15 protein-coding genes are annotated in these 20,657 nt (G+C 38.1%); 5 read left to right on the top strand and 10 right to left on the bottom strand.

Translation table 11 applies throughout. From position 1 onward, the window contains the following. Window positions 1-76: 76 nt before the first annotated feature. Entirely contained in the window at window positions 77-1,060 is a 984-nt protein-coding gene (locus R3E32_06290; GenBank protein ID MEZ4884333.1) for a DUF1028 domain-containing protein, read from the bottom strand. An 83-nt stretch (window positions 1,061-1,143) separates the two neighbouring features. After that, on the bottom strand, window positions 1,144-2,076 hold the full coding sequence (locus R3E32_06285; GenBank protein MEZ4884332.1) for an SUMF1/EgtB/PvdO family nonheme iron enzyme: 933 nt from the start codon (window positions 2,074-2,076) through the stop codon (window positions 1,144-1,146). A 145-nt stretch (window positions 2,077-2,221) separates the two neighbouring features. Here R3E32_06285 and R3E32_06280 point away from each other — a divergent pair, with 145 nt between their 5' ends. The 3 genes from R3E32_06280 to R3E32_06270 all read left to right on the top strand — a co-directional run bounded on the left by R3E32_06280 (window position 2,222) and on the right by R3E32_06270 (window position 5,283). After that, window positions 2,222-3,205, top strand: a complete 984-nt coding sequence (locus R3E32_06280; GenBank protein ID MEZ4884331.1) for an alpha/beta fold hydrolase — start codon at window positions 2,222-2,224, stop codon at window positions 3,203-3,205. A gap of 43 nt (window positions 3,206-3,248) precedes the next feature. Next, the gene (locus R3E32_06275) at window positions 3,249-4,067 is read left to right on the top strand and encodes a D-Ala-D-Ala carboxypeptidase family metallohydrolase (protein MEZ4884330.1); all 819 of its coding nucleotides are present in this window, start codon (window positions 3,249-3,251) and stop codon (window positions 4,065-4,067) included. 181 nt (window positions 4,068-4,248) lie between these two features. Continuing rightward, window positions 4,249-5,283: an SPFH domain-containing protein gene (locus R3E32_06270; GenBank protein MEZ4884329.1), complete on the top strand. Its 1,035-nt coding sequence runs from the start codon at window positions 4,249-4,251 to the stop codon at window positions 5,281-5,283. Window positions 5,284-5,529: 246 nt separating this feature from the next. On the opposite strand, the gene R3E32_06265 is transcribed toward R3E32_06270, so the two are convergent. The 6 genes from R3E32_06265 to fbp all read right to left on the bottom strand — a co-directional run bounded on the left by R3E32_06265 (window position 5,530) and on the right by fbp (window position 12,038). Beyond that, a complete protein-coding gene (locus tag R3E32_06265; protein ID MEZ4884328.1) occupies window positions 5,530-7,371 on the bottom strand; it encodes a T9SS type A sorting domain-containing protein in 1,842 nt (613 codons plus the stop codon). Between the two features lie 116 nt (window positions 7,372-7,487). After that, the gene (locus tag R3E32_06260; protein MEZ4884327.1) at window positions 7,488-8,246 is read right to left on the bottom strand and encodes a hypothetical protein; all 759 of its coding nucleotides are present in this window, start codon (window positions 8,244-8,246) and stop codon (window positions 7,488-7,490) included. 374 nt (window positions 8,247-8,620) lie between these two features. Further along, a complete protein-coding gene (locus R3E32_06255) occupies window positions 8,621-9,574 on the bottom strand; it encodes a hypothetical protein (protein MEZ4884326.1) in 954 nt (317 codons plus the stop codon). A 73-nt stretch (window positions 9,575-9,647) separates the two neighbouring features. After that, window positions 9,648-10,064, bottom strand: coding sequence for a hypothetical protein (locus R3E32_06250; GenBank protein MEZ4884325.1), 417 nt, complete (start codon window positions 10,062-10,064; stop codon window positions 9,648-9,650). A gap of 190 nt (window positions 10,065-10,254) precedes the next feature. After that, window positions 10,255-10,920, bottom strand: a complete 666-nt coding sequence (locus tag R3E32_06245; GenBank protein MEZ4884324.1) for a SprT-like domain-containing protein — start codon at window positions 10,918-10,920, stop codon at window positions 10,255-10,257. Window positions 10,921-11,024: 104 nt separating this feature from the next. Then, complete coding sequence (fbp, locus tag R3E32_06240) at window positions 11,025-12,038, bottom strand: class 1 fructose-bisphosphatase (GenBank protein MEZ4884323.1); 1,014 nt, start codon at window positions 12,036-12,038, stop codon at window positions 11,025-11,027. A 102-nt stretch (window positions 12,039-12,140) separates the two neighbouring features. Here fbp and R3E32_06235 point away from each other — a divergent pair, with 102 nt between their 5' ends. After that, window positions 12,141-12,617 carry a GNAT family N-acetyltransferase gene (locus R3E32_06235; protein MEZ4884322.1) on the top strand — a complete coding sequence of 159 codons (477 nt, stop codon included), beginning with the start codon at window positions 12,141-12,143 and terminating at the stop codon, window positions 12,615-12,617. Window positions 12,618-12,642: 25 nt separating this feature from the next. On the opposite strand, the gene R3E32_06230 is transcribed toward R3E32_06235, so the two are convergent. Both R3E32_06230 and R3E32_06225 read right to left on the bottom strand, forming a co-directional pair. Next, window positions 12,643-13,932 carry a carboxypeptidase-like regulatory domain-containing protein gene (locus R3E32_06230; protein ID MEZ4884321.1) on the bottom strand — a complete coding sequence of 430 codons (1,290 nt, stop codon included), beginning with the start codon at window positions 13,930-13,932 and terminating at the stop codon, window positions 12,643-12,645. Window positions 13,933-14,158: 226 nt separating this feature from the next. Then, on the bottom strand, window positions 14,159-17,251 hold the full coding sequence (locus R3E32_06225) for a DUF5011 domain-containing protein (protein MEZ4884320.1): 3,093 nt from the start codon (window positions 17,249-17,251) through the stop codon (window positions 14,159-14,161). A gap of 485 nt (window positions 17,252-17,736) precedes the next feature. Here R3E32_06225 and R3E32_06220 point away from each other — a divergent pair, with 485 nt between their 5' ends. After that, entirely contained in the window at window positions 17,737-20,517 is a 2,781-nt protein-coding gene (locus R3E32_06220; GenBank protein ID MEZ4884319.1) for a substrate-binding domain-containing protein, read from the top strand. The last annotated feature ends 140 nt before the right edge of the window (window positions 20,518-20,657 follow it).

Here is a 20,657-nt window from a genome sequence, read left to right as displayed (position 1 = left end):
TAATTTATTAATTATCAATGATTTATGAAAAATTCACAAAATATGGTGCTACAAGCAAACCATTCAACACCTCTCCTTACTGCTTCAATATCTTCTTCAAATCCTCCTCCGACACCTTCAATAAATCCGAATCAATCAAGCGAGGAGTCAGTACCTTCCAGTTTTCGTTTTTAGTAAAAACCTCTTTGAAAATAGGCAAAGCCTCCTTCAATCGGTCATTGTTCACCAGCGTAACAGCGTGCCAAAACTTCATCTCCTCATTCTCTGGAAACATCTCTTCCGCTGCCACATATTCCTTCATTGCCAAATCCATGTCACCATGTTCCACCGCCAAATCACCCTTGTTCATGTGTTCATACGCCCTATGCACCTTCAAAACCCGTTTGATTTCCGCAATCGGATTCTCATGGTCCTCCACCCTCAAATCCACCAAACGGTCTTCCCAAACCTTACCCGTTGATTCACCCCTCACCACCAAAATCGCAGCCGACTGTTTGCCCCGAATATCACCACCCACCGATTCTGCCGCCTCCAAAGCCGCCATCATGCGTTCCGCCAAGGGTGCTTCTGTCGTTTCAAAAGCCTTCGCCATCGCCCCCCAAACTTTATCGTTGAGCATCATATTGGCTTGAACCGAATAGTGCTTTCCTTCAATGTGTCCCGCCGCTTGAATACACTTTTCGCCTGTATGAGCCGCCACTTCACCTTTCGTATTCAACAGTGCTACTTGCCGCACATCCCGACCTTCATCTGCTGCAATCATACTCTCCAAAGCCTGTTTGGGCGATAAACCCACTTTCATCAATGCCAAACCTTGTGGCCCAAAAGCGGGATTCACAAACGACTGCGTAGCCACTACTCCAACCCCTGCTTCGCCCCAAGTCACCAAACTCCCCACCGAAAACCAATGCGACTGAACCGCCACACCCATCTCGCCCGTTTTTTCATCGTAAGCCACTATCGAATAGGTATGTGCAAAGGGTTCGGAACCGTAGAATGTTTGTGCTTTTGTGGTCATGGTCAATAGAATCAATAGGATGGTGATGGAAAGATGTTTCATATTGTTGGTTAATTAGATAATGAATCGTAGAAATCGAGTGCTTAAAATTACGTTTTTTTTCATTTTGATTTCAATTTTAATTTTCATTTCACTGGATTCTCCCAACTACAAACACACCGAAAACCAAGCCATTTGGTTGGTTTATCATATTCGATGTTCGCTTCAATTTTGCTTTCCTCCAATGAATGGCACCAACTTCCACCTTTGGCAATTCCTTTTTCGGAGGTCATTTCGGCTACATTGCCGATGGTGTGGAGAAAGCCGAAGTTGTTGGGGTAGCCTATATTGGCATCAGTACTTATTTCTTTAGAGCCATAAAAATGAAGAGGTTCTTCCTTGTCTATCTGTTTTACCGTATAGACCTGATAGCCTTTCTTAGTTACCTTTTTCCATCCTTTCGATAATTCATCATAACCATGGGGATATTTTGCCTTATCCAAACCACCACTTGCCAAATATTCCCATTCTTCAATAGTTGGAAGTCGGTATTTAGGATAGGGATTTTCTTCTAATAATTGGCTGTCAGCATTATTTTCCTTCAAAAAACGGTCTATCGAAAAGTAATTGGTAGAATCTTGGGAAAAAGTATGACTGATAACTTTCTTATCAATTAACCTAACTTCATAAACCCTATCCGACCGCCAACTACAAAAAGCCAAGGCTTGTTCGTAAGACAATCCCACTACTGGAAAATCATTCAAAGCAGGATGACGAAAATAAATATCAATTAAAAAATCTTCGGTTTCAGTATCCCAAACCAAAGTATCAGGCAATGCTTTCTGGTAGGTTTCTGATTTTTCACCATATATTTCCATTATCCAATACAAATACTCTCGATAATTTATGTTTGAAGCCTCCATCTTATCCGCAAACAAATTCTCTCCAATTTTTATCGTACCAGGCGGATTCTTCAATTTGAAGGTTTCACCACTTTCGGTGACAAACAGGCTTTTATTTGAAGTATTGCAGCCAAATAGAAAAAGCGAGGTGAGGAGTAGAAACAGTGTTTTTTTCACAATATAGAAGATTTGAAGTGTGAGTAAATGGCACAACATTTTCTTTACAAAAGCATTGTATCATTTGAAAACAATTTTTCAAGTAATTTCATTGTTATAAATAACCAGTTTTTTTCCAAAACCTGATAGCTAATATCTCCCTACAATGAAAAAATCCCGCTTCAAATTTTTCCTAAGAATAACAATTTGGCTGTTCATCCTCTTGAACGTCCTTACCTATATACACGCCTACAAGTTCACGCATTTCAGCCTCGAAGACAAAAAGATAGAGCGAAGCAAGGGCATCGAACAACTAACCATGATGGACAAATTGGCTTTGATACCCTTTGGAGTCGACCATCCCAAACCGCAAAACGAAGTCTTGCCTACCAAAAAGTATGAGCGGGTCACATTTCCCTCAAGAGGCGAAAAAGAAATTGAAGGATGGCTTTTGCCTGTCGAAAATGCAAAGGGTACAGTCATATTGTTTCATGGATATTTGGGAGTCAAGTCATTGCAGTTGGAAGAGGCTTATGGCTTCAATGAAATGGGCTACAATGCCTTGATGATAGATTTTTTAGGGCATGGCGGCTCAGAAGGCAAAAGTACAAGCATTGGATATGGCGAGGCAGTAGATGTAATATATGCGTATTATTTTGCAGAAGAAGAACTTATGGAGGACAACATTGTGCTTTTTGGAGCTTCCATGGGAGCAGCAGCTATTCTGCGGGCTTTGAGCATTTCGGATATTCAACCTGCCGCTATTTTGGTGGAATGTCCCTTTGGTTCGATGCAGCAAACCATTCAAAACCGCTTCACCGTCCTCAATGCCCCAAGTTTCCCAACTTCCCAGCTTTTGGTGCTTTGGGGTGGGCTGCAAAATGGTTTTTGGGCCTTCAAGCACAATCCAGCCGATTATGCCAAAGCAGTGCGGACACCTACTTTGTTGATGTATGGCAAAAAAGACAGTCGGGTAATGCTCGAAGAAACCGAGAGCATTTACCAATCCCTTTCGGGCTACAAACACCTCCAAATTTTTGAAAACAGTGGCCATCAATCCTATTGCCGCAATGAACACGAACTTTGGATGCAATCGGTTGAAGTTTTTTTGGAGGAGGTGATGACTGGCGAGCCGTTTCTTTCTATTTGATGTTTCAGCCTCAACTTTATTTCGAGTAATTTCACTTTTCACAATGAACCATTGGAACACTCTATTTGCATTTCTGCTGATAGCCACACTTTGGGCTTGTCAAGAACCGCCGAAAAATTTTGTCGAAAACATTGCCGAAAACATAGAAGTCCATGTATCACAAACCTTTTTAGCAGATGCGATTCCCCTTCAATTGTCTTTTCACATTCGATGGTCTATTGTGGACACCCTACTTTTTCACGAGCAGTTTGACACAACAAAAACCTACAACGAGTCCATCCTCCTTCCCCGCACCAAAGAACTGTGTACCAAAATCACTGCTGCTTACCGTATCAATGATTTCAAGCACAGCAAAAAAATACAGCAGTTTCGGGCAGATGTTGCCTCCGCTCTGCTCCATCATCTTAGTGAAGAAGGTACACTCATTGAAGAAGTGCAACTCACTGATATCCAATTCCCTCCAAAATTCGCCTCCTTCAATCAGAAAGTGTTACCGCTACCTTCCAATTCAAACCTTCCGCCACCGCCAATCGGTGTGGACGAACTTCTTGTGAGTCAACAAGAACGCCTCAAGTTGCAGCTAACAACGCTTCAAATGTTGGTGAAAGCAGAAAAGATTGCAGGAGAAAAGTTTGTATTGAACTCGGGCTATCGGGATAGGGTGAGAAATCGCATGGTTGGCGGAGTAGCCAATTCTGCTCACCTTCGAGGTTTAGCGATGGATATCTCCTTCAATGGCACTGCACAGAAAAAACGCATCCTTGATGCCCTCAAAAAAGTGGGCTTCCAACGTATTGGCGTGTATTACAAACACATTCATGCCGATAATGACCATTCTTTGCCCACACCAGCGAGATGGTGAGATGTGTGTGCAGATGTGTTTCATTCAAAAAAACATTACATCTTTTAAAAAAAAAGGAACTATTTGCAGAAAAAAAATGTAGAAAAAATATACCAAAATTTTTAAGAAGTACGTTAAAAATAGGTACATTAGCAATTGCAAGTCAATTCCCTTCCTTTACACTTTTCAATCAAATATTTCCATGACCAAAAGACCACATTTCACCATTTATGTGTGCCTTGCTGCCTGCGTATTGCAGTTTTGGGCCTGCACCCGTTATAGTAGCACTGCCAATCGTGACCACGTTTTTCAGACAACTTTAAAAGATGTTCGACTGGGTGATGGTGTTCCCATCAACTTAGTCCTATCAATTCGTTGGAAAATCGATGATGCTTCATTGTTTTACGATCAATTCAACAGTTTGGGCGCATACGACTCACTGATGTTGATTCCTCGTGGGCGAGAATTGGCCGGTAAACTATCGAATACATATTCGAGCGTAGATTCTGTATTTACTACACAACGAGAGCCTTATATCCGTGATTTGAAGCAAAGACTACTGGGTGGTTTGGGCGAAGATGGAGTAGAAATCAAGGAAATCATTGTTTCTGATATTTATTTCCCCAAGACTTTTACCGATGCAATGGAGCAAATTGGCTTGCGAGAGCGAGAGTTGGAGCAGATTCGCCTCAAAAACATTCTCGACCTCGAACAAGCCGAAGCCAAACGCAAAAAAGCAAAAGCCGAAGGAACTGTGACAATTGAAGAAGCGAAAGTGGAGGGTGAAGTGGCAGAAATCAATGCCCAGATTGAGCGCAAAAAACGATTGACCAAATTGGCAGAAGCCGAAACCGAAGCACAGGTAATCGAAAAAAAGGCATTGGCAGAAGCTCGCAGAATTCAAGTTTTGGCAGATGCAGAGTTGGAAAAACGCAGAGACCTCAACAATTTGGATGTGGATCAAAAACGAAATTTGCTGACTGTGGATAAGGACAATCAAGTGAATTTAGCAGGTTTATATCAGACTAATCCCGTTTTTGCATCTTTTTTGGTCAATAAAGAGTTGGCTTCTAAAATTCAAATTGCCGTTGTTCCTCCCAATACGGACATCAGTACCTTGAGTGGATTGATTCAAACTGATTTGCAGCAAACTGCAACAGGACCTGTTTACAATTTGGATATAGAAAACCAAAAGAGAAATTTGGAAAACCAGAATGAAGATGAGGAAGATTATTGATGAGATATTGGACTTTGGACGAAAGACATGAGTAGAAACACAAAAGAAGTAAATGTTTGGTTATGAGCAAATTGTATTCCTCTTTCGATTTTGCTTAATTCCTTTGCTGTCAATGGCTTATTCTTTTTTTCTTATGTCTTTTGCCCAAAGTCTAATGAATGTTAAGTGTTATAAAAAAGCCTCTTCAAATAATTGTAAATTTTAAGGAGGCTTTTTTTGAGTAAGAATTATAGGTTTTAGAACCAATTATTTAAGAACTATTGCTTCTGTTTGTTGTCCGTATTTTTCTGAATTCCACTGCAAATAATACAATCCTTTTGGTAATTGACTGGTATCTAATTTTAATGACACTTCATTATCAACTTGTATTTGTTGTATCACTTGCCCATGTAAATTGTGCAATTGAAGTATTCCTTGATGTGCCACTTGAAAATAAACATTTAGAAAATCGTTGCTTGGGTTTGGATAAACTTTCATGTTTAAATGAGTATTCTCAATCACATTTTCCGTAGGTATGTCTGTTATCAAATCATCTTTGTCTATAAGTCCAATAAATCGTTTTCCTATTCTATTAGTAAGGGTTTCTCCAAATTGATTTGTAATAGTGGTATCTCGGTACACAAACATGGAAATTGCAATATCACCATTTTGTAAAGGTATAAGTTTGTCAACAATCACCTTTTGATAGTTTTCGCCTACATTTAGCTGCCAATTAGCTATTTCATCAGTATTTCCTTCTTTGTCCAATTTCACTAAAAAACACTCACTTTCCTCTCTTACCCCTGCAAGAAGGTAGGTATCTTCATTGTATTCGACTGCAGTTTGTAATTCGTCTGTTGTAGGAAAAGTTTGTTTCCACAACAACTCTCCTTCATCATCAAAATTACTAGCATAATAGGGGGCATTATCATCAAATGGTATACTTCCAGTATATAATTTTCCATAAACCAAATAAGTATTAGATGAATGTGATACAAATCTTCCGTTTATACCGACATCGGAGGTGATATCTTTTTTCCATACTAAAGATCTATCACTATCAAGTTTAGCCAATTCAATATGGTGAACAGGGTTGACGAAATTTTCAGCGTTCCATTCTTGTAGAAAAAGCATAGCCCCATCAATACCTGTTCTACCTAAGCCTTTTATTTGATAAAGGTATCTGTTGATAGAATCATTAGTGGCTGTCAAATATTTCTCTTCCCCACTTATTTTGCAATCTCCGTTTGCTTCTAATGTTTTCCAAATTCCTATTGGAGTTAGTGCATTATTTGGAAAGAATTCGGTGATTAAAAATTTATTTTGTTCTGGGAAATGTAACAACTTAGCATTTATGCCCTGTGAATTAAATACAAATGTACCGCCATCTTCCTCTTTCGGGTTTATGTAGCTTACTACTGCTCCATCTATTAGTGAAATACTAGCTTTGAACATATAGCCAATATCCCCAAATATAGCAGCAATAGGTCCTAATGAATGCTCATACCCTATTAGTTCTATAGTAGATTCACTACTTTTATACAAATAGATTGGAGATGTACGAAATTCTGCATTGTTAGTGGGTCTGCTCCTAACTGTAGTCCAATTCGTTCCACCTGTTTTTTTATCAATGCTGGTCAATAGCCATCCTTCTCTTGATTCCAACTCATAAACTAATATAATTTCTTCTTCTAATATTAAACTGGTTCTTAAAAATATTATGTCGGCAGGAATACTTCCTATATCATCAGGATGAGTAGAGGCTGTTTCATTTCTCATAAGCGAGAGCCACTGAATAGGAGTGCCGTCAAATACTGGCAGAGCATCCTGCTTTTTTAGTAGAGGAATGCGTGTAACTCCACCGTCATTTGTTGTATATTGTGTACCATTGTTTCTAGTTTCAATCAGCGTATAATTTGTTGGAGAAATGTAATTTTTGAAAACTTGTCGTCGGGTTACACCTCCATCATCTGTAATGAAAACATCTCCATTTGCTCTGGTTTCCATCAAACTATAATTATCAGGATTGAGGGATTGAGCGTTGGTATATAAGCTTAGGATGGTTAGAAATAAAATGAGGGCTATATGTGTATTTTTTATTGCCAACATACTATTATTTTTTTAGGTTAATTAATTAAAACAAAGAAAACTCTACTTTTATGCAAAAAATAAAGCTTTCTTTGTCTATATCTTATCTCTATATCTTCAATTAGAGTATATTAATTTCATTCTTCATCACCACAAAGAATAGTGCATCTTGTTTGTCCAAGAAATTCATGATTAGAAGGTAGATTACAAGTGGGTACGCTTGTTCCTTCTCCACAAGCAGGATTGCCGACAGTTGTAACAGTTTCTAATGCCTCCACTTGTCCTGTTTGGGTATTAAAACAATGTTGACGTTTTATTATGCAACATTCTGTTTCGGAACATGGTGTTTTAGTAACCCTAACAATTCCTGGGTTATCTCTGTCATAACTGATACAGTAAGATATGCAGCTTTTCAATTCAAAGTTTATTTGTGCTATAGGATTGTATTGAGGACAATGAAGTGTTTGTTGTGTAGATGTTGGTAATTGGTTATAAGTATCAATAAATAACTGATCTCCCAACGAACGCATGACCTCTAAATCTATTTGAGCAAGGACATCCTGATCTATTGTTATAGGAGAGACAGCAGGCCAAGGCGTAATGAAAGTTGACATAAAGGCATCACAGTTTCCATTAATAAGCCCCCAGCCTGAAATATCAACCTGTACTGAGTTATCAACACATTGTTTTGTTCTATAAAAAACGGCAATGTCACAATTAGGATAATTAGGGGCTGGAATAATTATTTGTTGTTGGGAAGACCATGTCCCTCCACAATCATCACCACAGCCTTTCTGTGCATAAGAATCAATGGTGAAAATCGAAAAAATAAAAAATAGTAATGAAATTTTTATTACATAATTTACTGATAATGGAGGGGTATTTACATTTTTCATAGTTAAATGATTTTTAAAAAAGTTAAAAAAATAGTAATGCATTTTATTGTAAACGTTATATAAGTTTTAATAGTTTTAAAAAATAGCAAAAAAAAATCAGTGATTTGAAAAATAATATATGCTTGTTAGTTATTGGTTTGAAAGTCTTTTACTTTTGAAATAAATAAATATTTTGCTTTAAATCATTGACAGCAAATTATTTAAGTGGAGTTTTATTAAAAATGTAATTTACTCACAACCAAAGATTCACTACTATTATAGGTTCATTTAAAAATTTATCAAAAGGGAAAAAATAGACTTTCTATTAAACAGAAAACTACAAAAGTCTTTATTGTATAAATGAAAACTTATAAAATTTAAAATCAATTTGTTTTCTACTTCTTCAACCATTTCACCGCCTTAGGAAGCGTATTTTTAGAAATCAAAAGATAGGGTACAGGATTACCTCCAAAATTGCGAAAAAACCGTTCGACTCCTTCAATCATCGAACCTTCAAAATCAAAAAAATCCACGCCATCAGCCTCTTTTGCCATCTGAATGGCTTCACTTAGCATAAACGCAACCGCTCCCGTTTCTTTGTTTTCGGGATTAGAGTTGCTGCCAAAAATGGTAATCCATCGCTCCGTATCCTTCAAAAACAAACCTCCAGTCTGCAATTCCCCTGCTTTATCTCGCACTTCCAATACCATTCCCTTTTCCCTTTGCTTCAATGCTTCCCACAATTGAGGCAACTTTTGATATTGATTGTCAGGCAAATACTTCTTTTGTTGAAGCGAAAATTGCAGTAAATCGCCAATACTGTCCGATTCTATGAGTGTCAAACCTTGTTCTTTAGATTTGCGAATGGCCTGCCGAACAGATTTGTCAAAACCTTCCTCCAATTCTTTTGCCGTAGCCTCCAAAGATAGCCAATAGGTATATTTGACCTCCAATTGATAGTCCCTCCAATAAAAGGGAAGCGGATAGTCGAATTGAGGTGCAAAGGTAAATTTGAAGAGTTTAATAGAAGTGGGAATATGCTTTACAATCGCCTCACACCATCTTTTTTTGTTGTTCCACTGCGTCAATTGTTTGCCTTCTTGCGGCCGAAAAAGCACCCCCGAATATTGGGCAAATTGGGGTTGAAGGGCATAGGTCACACCCATTTTTTGCGACATAGGCAGGGGCATCACTGCGTTCCAATGTTGCTTGTTTCCAATGACGATTGCCGACCAGTTTGGGCAAACAACATCCAAATACCATGTGCAATGATAGATACAACCTTGTGGCGATGCTGCTACAAAGTCATTCCATTGATGGTCTGCTATTTCATTTCGGGAGAGGAACATGGATATTGGATATTTGGGATTGGATAAGCAAAAACTCAAATTCAAAACGTTAACACCTTAACACTCCAACACCTCAAAACCTCGTTAATTGAAGGGTAATTTCATCGTAATCGTCAGGGCCATAATCAATATAAGTACGCCAAACTTGAAAGTCTGAACCATTCTGCAAGATTTCATAGACCTCAGGTTGATTGTTCATCACTATCACCAACTCAAAACCATCTGTATTCCACACAAAATTTTGGAAAAAGCCATTTGAATTGTCATAAAATTCGCCGCTGCCATCGTCAAAAAAGGTGTATTCGCCGTAGTTGAATACAACCAATTCGTTCAACAAACTATTGTTGGAAAACTCACGCAATTCAAACTGTTGGACATTCCAAATACCGCCCGCCAACTGATTGCGGATAATAGCATCATCGCTGCAAGCAGTATAAAAAAGACTGATAAACACCAACAATACAAGCAATATGTTCGATTTGCTACTCATTATTAGATGAATTGGTTTACGTTTAGGAATGTATAAAAAATAAGTTCCCGATTTAGACTTTTGTAGTTTCATTTAAAAATGTATCAGAAGGAAAAAAATCAACTTTCTATCAACAGAAAACTACAAAAGTCTTTTTATCAATTTAGGAAGTTATTTTTTCGTTATTGCTTACGAAATTTTTGGAAGTACTTCAAAAATCTCTTTTTTCCTCCAAAATAGGGCGGTAATACACTTCTGCAATAGGACTGAAAGCGTACCATTTACCTGTGTTAACCTCTTGGCATTTAAATCGTTTCCTCAATTTGATTCCTTTCACAAACACTTGTCCCGTTGCTGTCACAAATTTAGTTCCTTGTGTCAATTCTTCCACAAAAATCTTTTTGAAGCCATGCGGCAATGCATCAGTAGGAGCATCATACTTTTTGAAAAATTTGTATAATTCCGCATCTACGCAACTCGAAGCAGCAGGATTTTGCATATAAGCTTTAATCGCATTTTCCAAATCAGGCGGAAAAATCTGTTTACCGAGAAAAACAGCCATCAAATCTTGGTAATTTGATTTCCATTCAGTACCATGTGGTTTCACTTGGTTTCGGTATTTTTCGTAGGTTACCAAATGTGCCAATTCATGCACCATCACATTCAAAAAAGAATAGGGATTCAGGTCGTGATTGATAGAAATGCGGTGTCCTTGACCATTGAAGGGAGAGCGATAATCGCCTAATTTTGAAGTCCTTTTTTGGGTGATTTTTAGATAGACCTTGTATTTTACCAGCCAATTGACGATTGTTGGTAGGGCTGCCTTGGGCAAATAATTTTGCAGCCCTTCGGTTATTTTCTTTTCTAAATTGTTCAAAATCAATATGATGCTATGGGTTCAATGTTGTTTGCAATAACAAATATACTGATTCTTAGGTGAATTTAATAAAATCCCGACTTTCTACTCCTCCATCATTGTTCTTATTCTTGCACAAACTGCATGGCTTTTCTTACCATTGCAGTAGAACCCAAGTAGATGGGTAATCGCTGATGCAATTCAGTTGGTAGAATATCCAAAATACGGCGTTTGCCATCCGTAGCCATACCACCCGCTTTTTCTACGATGAATGCCAATGGGTTACATTCATACAGCAGGCGCAATTTGCCTTCTGGATTGTCTTTGGTAGGCGGATAGGCAAAGATTCCTCCTTTGATAAGATTGCGGTGCACATCTGCTACCATCGAACCAATGTAGCGCAAGTTGTAAGGGCGGTTGGTGAAAGGGTCTTTTTCTTTGCAGAAATCCAAGTATCTATTCATGCCATCTAAAAAGTTGGATTGGTAACTTTCATTGACAGAATAAATAGTCCCTTGCACAGGCGTTTGGATATTTCGATGTGACAAACAAAACTCACCAATCGAAGGGTCTAAGGTAAACCCATTTACCCGTGTACCTGTGGTATAAACCAACATGGTAGAAGAACCATAAATGATGTATCCCGCTGCTACCAACTGATTGCCTGGCTGCAAAAAATCTGCTTCAACGCATGGCTGACCATCAGGTGAAATTCGACGGTAAATACCAAAAATTGTTCCTATAGAAACATTTACATCAATATTAGACGAACCATCCAATGGGTCAATACACACTACATATTTAGCATTTCTGGCACGTTCACCTTCAAAAATCACACAATCCTCGTCTTCTTCTGAAGCCAATCCTGCACAAAATTCACTGTTTCGCAAGGCACTTTTGAAGTGCATATTCGCAAAAACGTCTAACCGTTGGACATCTTCTCCATGTACATTGTTGCTTCCTGCAGCTCCCAAAATTCCAACCAAACCTGCCTTGTTTACCTCTCGATTGACTATTTTTGCAGCCAAACCAATGTGGTGCAATAAACCAGACAATTCACCTGTCGCAAAATCAAATCCTTTTTGGCTATCAATAATGAATTCGTTTAAAGTAACGATTTTATGGGTTTCGGAGAACATAGATTTTTGTATTTTTAATTATTAATACTAATATTGGCACAAAGATAACCAAGGGATTTTAAGCAAACCCCTATCAACTGCTAAAAACTTATAGTAATCAATATGCATATTTTTATTCGCAAAGCAACATTGGCAGATTTACCTTCTGCATATCAATTGATTAAAGAATTGGCGGAATATGAAAAGGCTGCCGAAGAGGTAGTTTTGACGCTTGAACAGTTCACCAACGACTTTAAAATAGCACAACCTATCTATCAACTACACGTTGCAGAAATCACCCAGTCAGGCGAAAAGGTGATTGCAGGAATCGCGCTCTTTTATTTTGCCTATTCTACATGGAAGGGCAAAATGGTGTATTTGGAGGATTTAGTGGTCAGTCAGGCTTATCGCCGTCTTGGAATTGGGGAACAGTTGATTGAATCTGTTTTTCAATTTGCGAGAGATGAAAAGGCTAACCAAGTTCGATGGCATGTCTTGGATTGGAATGAACCTGCTATTCGGTTTTACGAAAAACTGGAGGTAAAAATGGAAGAAGAATGGGTGACTTGTAAATTGGAGAAGGATAAATTGTATTTTTAAGGATTAATTATGCTATAATTATTTGTTAATCAATTGTTTTGCTCTTATTTTTATCCAACTTTTTCACATTTTCCTTCAATTCCTCATCAGGTAGAATCACATTGTAGTCCTTCCAAAATTCAGCATCATATTCACCCAATTCTTGCGACAAAACATCTTTGCTGCCAAAAGTTTCCTCCTCTGAGAAATTGACCACCGCTTTTTCGGGAAAAACTGCTGTCACCAAAAAATCAGCGTTGGCATCAATAATCGAAGTAAGTCCTTTTTTCGAGCGTATCAGTTTGAATACAAATCGGTTGTTGGTATAGTGTAGATACCATTTATTACCGTATTTTTTGTAGTCAATTTTGTAGCGCATTTGGATGGGTGTGTATTGAATTCCCATGACTTTTAGAATCAAACGATTTGCCAAGCCAGGAATTTTGTGGTATTCCAAGCCTTTCTCACTCAATCCAGCCTCTACTGTTACAATCGCCAGAGATGCGACTTCAATAAATATTTTTCCACTGAACAGCGATTTTTTGACCTCCTCTTTTTGGTCAAAATCAATGATATATACCTCATGTCCGTTGTAAGTCGTGATGTTGGTCAGTTCAAAATCGTAGTATTTAAAATTTTTGGCTTCAAATGGGCCATCGGGGTTGCGGAGAATATCCGATTCCAAGCCATTGGTAGGCCCACCGTTAATCACAAAAGGCGCAATTTCGGGATCAATCAAACCTTCTCCTTTTCGGGCTTTGAGGATGCGAACTTGGTCTTCTTCTGATTTTTTGGAATACTTGAAGCCGTAGGGTGATTTGCGAACCTCACAAACGGCTTCAGATAGAATCACAAATTTTTCATTTTCAAGCAATTGTTCTCTATAAAATGCATCTGTCATCACCACTTCTGTTGGATAGTTTTCGGGAATTTTCTTCAATGCTTCCTTCAAAATACCCAATGCTCCATCGGCTCTCACTTCAATAGTTGCCAGTGATATATCGAAAGGGGTGAGTTCAATCTTTAAAAATTGATTGAAATCCACTTCCTTCAATGACATACTGTATTTTTCATAGCCCAAATAAGATATTTGTAAACTATCGTTTTGTTTCGATACTGGTATTTTGAACACAAAGTTCCCTTCAATATTGGTGACGCTTCCTATATTGTTGTTTTGTAGTCCAATGTGGGCAAAGGCAAGCGGTTCTTGGGTTGTCTTTGAAGTAATTTGACCACTGATTTGCAAATATTTTAGACTTTGGGCTTGAAGGCAGTTACTGATTAGGAGTTGAAGGAAAATTAGTATTGAAAATAGCAGAAAATGGATTCGATTCATATTTTGGCTGTTGTTGATTTTAATTATAGGAATCGAAGTTTTGAAAGATTGGGTTGTTTCTTACCTTTTATTGCCATCATTTAAATTTTTTCCTACAAAAGAAGAATTTTGATTTTTGGAACATAAAAAAAACTGAGCAACTACAAATATTTCGTTTCTTAACATAATTGTAGCTACTCAGTTACTGGTAAAGTGAATGATTTTTGATCTTCTGTTGTCCAATTAACTAATCCCTAATCACCAACTTCTTGGTCAGCGAACCTTCAGGGGTTTGAATTTTTACGAAATAAATACCTGCGGCTACATTTGCCAAGTCTATCTGCAATAAAGGGTTAGAGCCTATTGTTTGCCGACTTTCATACACCAATTCACCGACAATGTTGTAAACTCCAATTTGGGTTTGCAGATTGATTAAATCCTGAAAATTGACAATGAACTGATTTTTGGCGGGGTTGGGGTAGATGGTGATATCCGAATCAAATAAATGGTCACCAATACCCACATATTCACAGCTATCACTCGTACAAGTTCCTTGCACGATGACCAACCTTTCTGCAAAGCCCACATTGCCGCTCGCATCAGCTACTGAATAACGCACAACATAACTACCTGCTTGCTCGGTACAAACCTCCACTAGCTCTTTACCTTCACTATCAAAAACTTGCGTAACAACTTGATTGGTCAAAGAACCATCAATATCATCAAAAGCATTTGCGCCAAATTCGTTGTAAGTACCTCCACAAGGAGTTACAACAGGCACTGGTCCAATGATAGAAACGGTAGGCTCAGTCGTATCTCTCACCTCGACAATGCGTGTAATTTGGGTTGAATTTCCAGCATTATCCGTTACCATATAAACAACGGTATAATTGCCAATGACTTCCAGATTGACTTCACCCGTTACTACCACTTCATCGGTAATCAAACCGTCCACATTGTCAAAGGCAATAAACCCAGGGTCCACCCATGTTTCACCAATCTGCACCTCTGTCACCACCACTACTCCATCCTCATCCGTAGGATTGAAGGGGTCGTCTATGGTGAGTAAGATGGTAGGAGAAGTTAAATCCGCACCAATCACATTTACCCATCTGGACAATACCGTTTCATTGCCTGCTCTATCCGTTGCCGAATAGATAATTTCAAAAGGTTCAGTTGTTACCATGCTGGTATTCACAAAACCATTTATACCACTATTAGGAGGACAACCAAACAATTCCCCATCGTCAAACACACCTACCCCCAATTCCAAATAAGGCGTATTGACTACTACATCTACCGTATCAAAGGCTGGGAACAATGACAAAATCACCTCATTTGGGTCAAAATTCACAAACGCATCCTCCAAATCCTCTGCCCCCAACAAAATGTAGGGCTGACCAATTATAGCAGGTGAAAAGGTATCTTCAAAAACTTGAGTCTGTCCATCATTTGCCAACAGTATAGTATCTTCAATCTCATTGCCATTCGAATCTGCTACATACAGTACCCAAAGGCCCATATCACCAGGTACATTCACATCGAAGGTAGAACGCACTTCTACATCTTGTGTCAAATCGCCATCAGGGAAGTCAAATACATGGGTATCCAACGTTTCGATAGGAGGAGTACAACCTTCAATGGCATTCGGTACAGTGCCATTGACAAACGGGAAATAGTTGGGGCAAGTGTTGTTCAAATCATTGGGCGTTTGAATATCTTCAACGGCAATCTTGATGTAGTTGATTTCATTCACCACAAAATCATCTTGACCCACCAAAACTCCTGTGGTAGAACTCGCATTGTCCACGGCCGTTCCTGTGAAGGCATCTCGCTGATAAACCAAATGAACATGACTGCCCACATTTCGCTGAATTGAAGGATATACATCTTCCGAAGCAGGGTCGTCTGTAGCGTTGAAAGGACCCTCCCAAGTTTGGCCGCCATCTGTGGATTTGATGAGGTAAATATCTCTATAGATGCGTTCTTTTGGGCGAAGTGTTTCGGCTGCACCATCCCTCACAGAAGAAAACGCTAAATACAAATTGCCCTCAGCGTCAATACCCGCACTTGGATGCCCGACCAAAGAATTGCCATAACTTTGGGTTTCGATATTGATGTCGTTGCCGTCCGTACCATCCACAAAATCAACCCCAGTTTGGCAATCACCATCGTAATCCATTCGCACAGTTTTACCCAAAATCCTCCCTTCATTGGTGTCCATTTCATCGTTCCAATACATCAAACAATTGCTATTCGGCAAATAGCTGATTCCGCCACCGCTTTCAATGTTGAACAAACGATCGTACCACACATGCACTTTGTCGTTGTTGTCAATCAACAAAGCAATGTGTCCGTCGCTAACCACAGCGGGATCAAATTCTCCTGTATCGGGATTTACCACGCTCATATTGGGGGAACTTGTGCTGTTGATAATGGTCACATTCCAAGTATCGCCTTTGTCCATAGACTTATACAAAAACGTTTGAGCGCCATATCTGCCTACTGCAAAAGCCACTACATCGCCACGAGCATCCATAAAATAGCTGTCAGCAGTGATACCCTCTTGTGGCAAATAGTTTTCCATATCGGGAAAAGTCATCACTTGACTCCACGTTTCACCTTCGTCAAACGAGCGAAAGTAGTGCAGTTCGCCATTAATACCATTGATACCCGTTAGCTGTGAACGTGAGGTAATTACGTGAATGTCCTTGCCCGAATTTCCGACCCTTGCCCAAGTTGCATCTACATCTCCTTCAATGATTTTGGTGTTCCACGGGCCATTGCCATCTCGCCAAGTAAACGCCAAACCACCAGCACCCGCTGTTTGGTTGGGAATTGCAGCGTGCGTAACGACAAATACCCGTCCGCTTTCGGTCACGCCAATGTTGGGCCAACCAACTCTGGTGTTTTTCTCTAGTCGTTCGGTCGGTTCGGCAGCCCAAGAACTGCCATTGTCTGACGATTCATTAAAGCCTGTGCCTCTGTCACTTGCGGTGAGGTCAAAAGTTTGACTCATCGTCCAAGTAGCATACACTTTGTCGCCGTCAACAGCTACTCGGCGGCACATACCTGTATTGGTTTGAAGATCGTAGGTCGTTCCACCGAGTCGCACGCCTGCCGCTTTTTGAAGCGGGGCAAAAGGTTTCAACCCATTTTCACTGGGTTTGTTGACGGGCATGCCAATCTCATTTCCGCTAACAGATTGATGGTTAGATGGATTGGTATGTTTGATGATGGAACGTTTCGGACTGAATTGTTGAAGAATAGGCGTACTTTGTTGCGCCTGAATAGTGATGCTCAGTCCAAGCAACACTGTCGTCAGTAAGAATCTAAACATAAGATTTACAGTTTATTGGTTATAAAATAAAGCGTCAAAAAAAAAAGTTTTGTTCGCATTTATTTTTGTCGACCAATAATCCCCTCTGTAAATAGAAAATAGTTTAGCATTTAATGTTGTCAACCAATAATCCGATCTGAAATAATCTCAAAATGTTGTCAATCATTTTGACTTTATCTCTTCAATATTTTTTTTAGCAAAAGTTGTGGCGATTTTTCTACTAGCAATTTAGAGAAAAAAACGTATGTTTCCAAAAGAATAAGTCTTTTTAAAATTAAAACATCAATAAAATGAATTTCAGGTGATAATTTTCTCATTACTGTACTGTAAAAAACGTTTATAGTTTCTATACCAAAGTATTGCCAATTTTTGAAGTGATTTCAATAAAATGAAGTAATTTTGAAAAGATGGATATTGTATCAAAAAACAGGATGTCCTGTGACTTTCAAATTGTCTATATGTTAGAATGTAATAAATAACACCAAATGACTGATAGCCAAAAGCTTCAATTAATCTTAACTATATTTTTTATCTCATTTTTGTTTTCTTCTTGCAATCAAGCACCTCAGGAAAAGAAATTCACTATAGGTTTCTCCCAATGCTGTGCTGACCCTTGGCGAGATGTGATGAACGAAGAAATGTACAGAGAATTAGCTTTTCATCCGGAAATCAATTTTTTGATGAAAGTAGCCAATAACAACAGTCAAGTACAAATCGAACAAATAAAGGAATTGCAGCAAAGCGATATTGACCTACTTATCGTTGCTCCAAATGAAAGCGAACCCTTGACACATATCATCGAAGAAATTTATGAATCGGGCATTCATGTCATTTTGATTGATCGTAAAACCGAATCAGAAAAATACACTGCTTATGTCGGTGCTGATAACTATCAAATCGGCAAAACTGCTGCCCAATACCTGTCCAATCAGTTTAGACGAAAAGGAAAAATCATTGAATTACAGTTGCCTCTATCTATTTCACCTGCAGTAGAAAGAAGTAATGGGTTTAGAGATGCCTTGAAAATGCATCCTGAAATGGAGCTTTTACAAATTCTTGGTGTGGGTTTTTACCTCGAAAACATTGAAAAAAAACTCCCTGATTATCTTAGGAAATATTCTGATATCAATATCATTTTTGGACATACCGATTTGATTTCTGAAACAGCTTATAAGCTAGTGGCCAAGGAAATGCCTGAAAGATTGGATAGCCTCTTTTTTGTAGGAGTAGATGGCATACCTGGAACTGGCAGAGGTATTGAAGCGGTGGAGGAAGGAATTTTGGATATTTCTTTGTTGTATCCTACAGGTGGAGGAGAGGTTATACGATTGGCGTTGTCTATTTTAAACAATGAACCTTTCGATAAGAAAAACTTCCTGCAAACTACTGTTATTGACTCGTCTAATGCCCGTATTCTCAATCTTCAATTTAAAAAGGTAGCTAGTTTGCAAAAACGGATAGATCAACAAAAGAGCTTAATTGAAGCGCTAGAAGTTATTTATCACAATCAACAAACTTTCATTTTTATATTGATTTCTACATTGTTAATTGCCCTACTTTTGTGGATAGCACTTTGGAGGTCGCTCAAAACCAAACAAAAAATCAATGAAAACTTGAGAGCGAAAAATAAGGAGGTATTTGAGCAAAAGGAAGAATTGTTAAAAAAGCAAGAAGAAATTATAAAAATGTCAAATGAAGTAGAGGAGGCAACGCAGGCGAAAGTCAATTTCTTTACCAATATATCTCACGAATTTAGAACTCCACTTACCTTAATTTTGGTTTTCACTGAAGACTTAATCATTCATTCTGACAATCTTGATAAACTTGTAAAGGAAAATATTCGACCTATTCGCGACAATGCCTTGCGCTTGTTGAGGTTGGTCAATCAATTGATGGATTTTAGAAAAGTGGAGAGCAATCGAATGCAGGTCAGAGCTGGTGAAAACAATCTGATTGAATTTGTACAAAACATGATGTATTCTTACTATAAAATTGCAGAAAAGCGGGGGATTGACTTCAAAATGATTTGTAAGGATGAAAATTTAATGGTGTGGTTCGATAGAGATATGATAGACAAAGTGTTGTTCAACATTTTATCAAATGCCTTTAAATTTACGCATGATAATGGCAAGATTTCAATTATTATTTCTGTTGATACTTTTGAAAAATTGGTGAAAATTAAGATTGAAGATAATGGTAGGGGAATGACAGAGGAAGAAGTAAAACATATTTTTGAACCTTTTTATCAAGCAGAGAACAACAATGTGAACGGTGGTACTGGTCTTGGACTTTCGCTTTCTATGGCTCTTGTTAAACTAAACAAAGGGGATATTGTAGTTAGAAGCGAAAAAGGACATAGCACAAGTTTTACTATATTACTACCATTGGGGAATGCTCATTTTGAAAAAGATCAGTTATTTAACAAACAGAATAATCAATTTTTGAACAATGAGCAATACGAATTTGAGACAGTTGAAAGGGATAGTTTACCCTTATCTTCCTTCAAAACGGAATCGGAATACAAACTCTTGATTGTTGAAGACAATGAAGAGTTATTACAATTTCTACACAAAAAATTAAGTTTAGATTATCAAGTATTTATAGCGAAAAATGGCAAAGAGGGTTTGTCTGGAAGTTTTGAAATTATACCTGACTTGATTGTCTGTGATATAGGTTTACCAGAACAAGATGGTTTGGAGATTACAAAAATTCTCAAATCTGATTTAAGAACATCACATATCCCAATTATTTTATTGACTGCTCGCAGTACAATAGAACAACAAATTGAAGGAACAAAAGCAGGAGCAGACTCGTATATAACAAAGCCTTTCAATATACAATTTTTAGAGGAAAAAATTAAAAATCTTCTTCATAACCGACAAATCCTACAAAAGGTATATAGTCAGGATTTAATTGATTTTCAACAACATAATGACCTTAACTTAATTGATCAAGAATTTGTGAAGAAATTTATTACTTATGTTAGTGACAATTTTCATAGACAAGACTTTCAAGTAGCTGATTTATGCGAAGAGTTAAATATTTCACGTTCACAGCTTTATCGCAAAATCAAAGCTTTATTAGACCAAAGTATCAGTGATTATATTCAAAATTTCCGCTTGAAAAAGGCTGAGGAATTGTTGGTGAAAGACGAGTTGAGTATTGCAGAAATTGCCTATCAAGTCGGTTATTCTTCTCCTGATTATTTCACCAAGGTATTTAAATCCAATTATAAAGTTACTCCTACCCAATTTCGTAAGAATTGAACCCACTTTTTCTGCAACTAAAGTACCGATTTGTGAAACAATAATACGGACACTCCAATATTCCTTTTGAATATACTTCATATATTAATGATTGTCAATAATTTATAAAGGTTCTAAGAATTGCGACAATTATAGGTTTA

The sequence above is a fragment of the Chitinophagales bacterium genome (assembly GCA_041392475.1).
Lineage (GTDB): Bacteria > Bacteroidota > Bacteroidia > Chitinophagales > UBA2359 > JAUHXA01.
Note: the sequence above shows the minus strand (reverse complement) of the source record. Positions and strands in the feature narration are given on the sequence as shown.

What these genes read in the sequence shown, in the direction of transcription:
- R3E32_06255 (MEZ4884326.1), bottom strand. Translation starts at nt 9,574, where the DNA reads ATGTTCCTCTCCCGAAATGAAATAGCAGACCATCAATGGAATGACTTT.
- R3E32_06260 (MEZ4884327.1), bottom strand. Translation starts at nt 8,246, where the DNA reads ATGAAAAATGTAAATACCCCTCCATTATCAGTAAATTATGTAATAAAA.
- fbp (MEZ4884323.1), bottom strand. Translation starts at nt 12,038, where the DNA reads ATGTTCTCCGAAACCCATAAAATCGTTACTTTAAACGAATTCATTATT.
- R3E32_06235 (MEZ4884322.1), top strand. Translation starts at nt 12,141, where the DNA reads ATGCATATTTTTATTCGCAAAGCAACATTGGCAGATTTACCTTCTGCA.
- R3E32_06270 (MEZ4884329.1), top strand. Translation starts at nt 4,249, where the DNA reads ATGACCAAAAGACCACATTTCACCATTTATGTGTGCCTTGCTGCCTGC.
- R3E32_06230 (MEZ4884321.1), bottom strand. Translation starts at nt 13,932, where the DNA reads ATGAATCGAATCCATTTTCTGCTATTTTCAATACTAATTTTCCTTCAA.
- R3E32_06275 (MEZ4884330.1), top strand. Translation starts at nt 3,249, where the DNA reads ATGAACCATTGGAACACTCTATTTGCATTTCTGCTGATAGCCACACTT.
- R3E32_06280 (MEZ4884331.1), top strand. Translation starts at nt 2,222, where the DNA reads ATGAAAAAATCCCGCTTCAAATTTTTCCTAAGAATAACAATTTGGCTG.
- R3E32_06220 (MEZ4884319.1), top strand. Translation starts at nt 17,737, where the DNA reads ATGACTGATAGCCAAAAGCTTCAATTAATCTTAACTATATTTTTTATC.
- R3E32_06225 (MEZ4884320.1), bottom strand. Translation starts at nt 17,251, where the DNA reads ATGTTTAGATTCTTACTGACGACAGTGTTGCTTGGACTGAGCATCACT.
- R3E32_06290 (MEZ4884333.1), bottom strand. Translation starts at nt 1,060, where the DNA reads ATGAAACATCTTTCCATCACCATCCTATTGATTCTATTGACCATGACC.
- R3E32_06265 (MEZ4884328.1), bottom strand. Translation starts at nt 7,371, where the DNA reads ATGTTGGCAATAAAAAATACACATATAGCCCTCATTTTATTTCTAACC.
- R3E32_06250 (MEZ4884325.1), bottom strand. Translation starts at nt 10,064, where the DNA reads ATGAGTAGCAAATCGAACATATTGCTTGTATTGTTGGTGTTTATCAGT.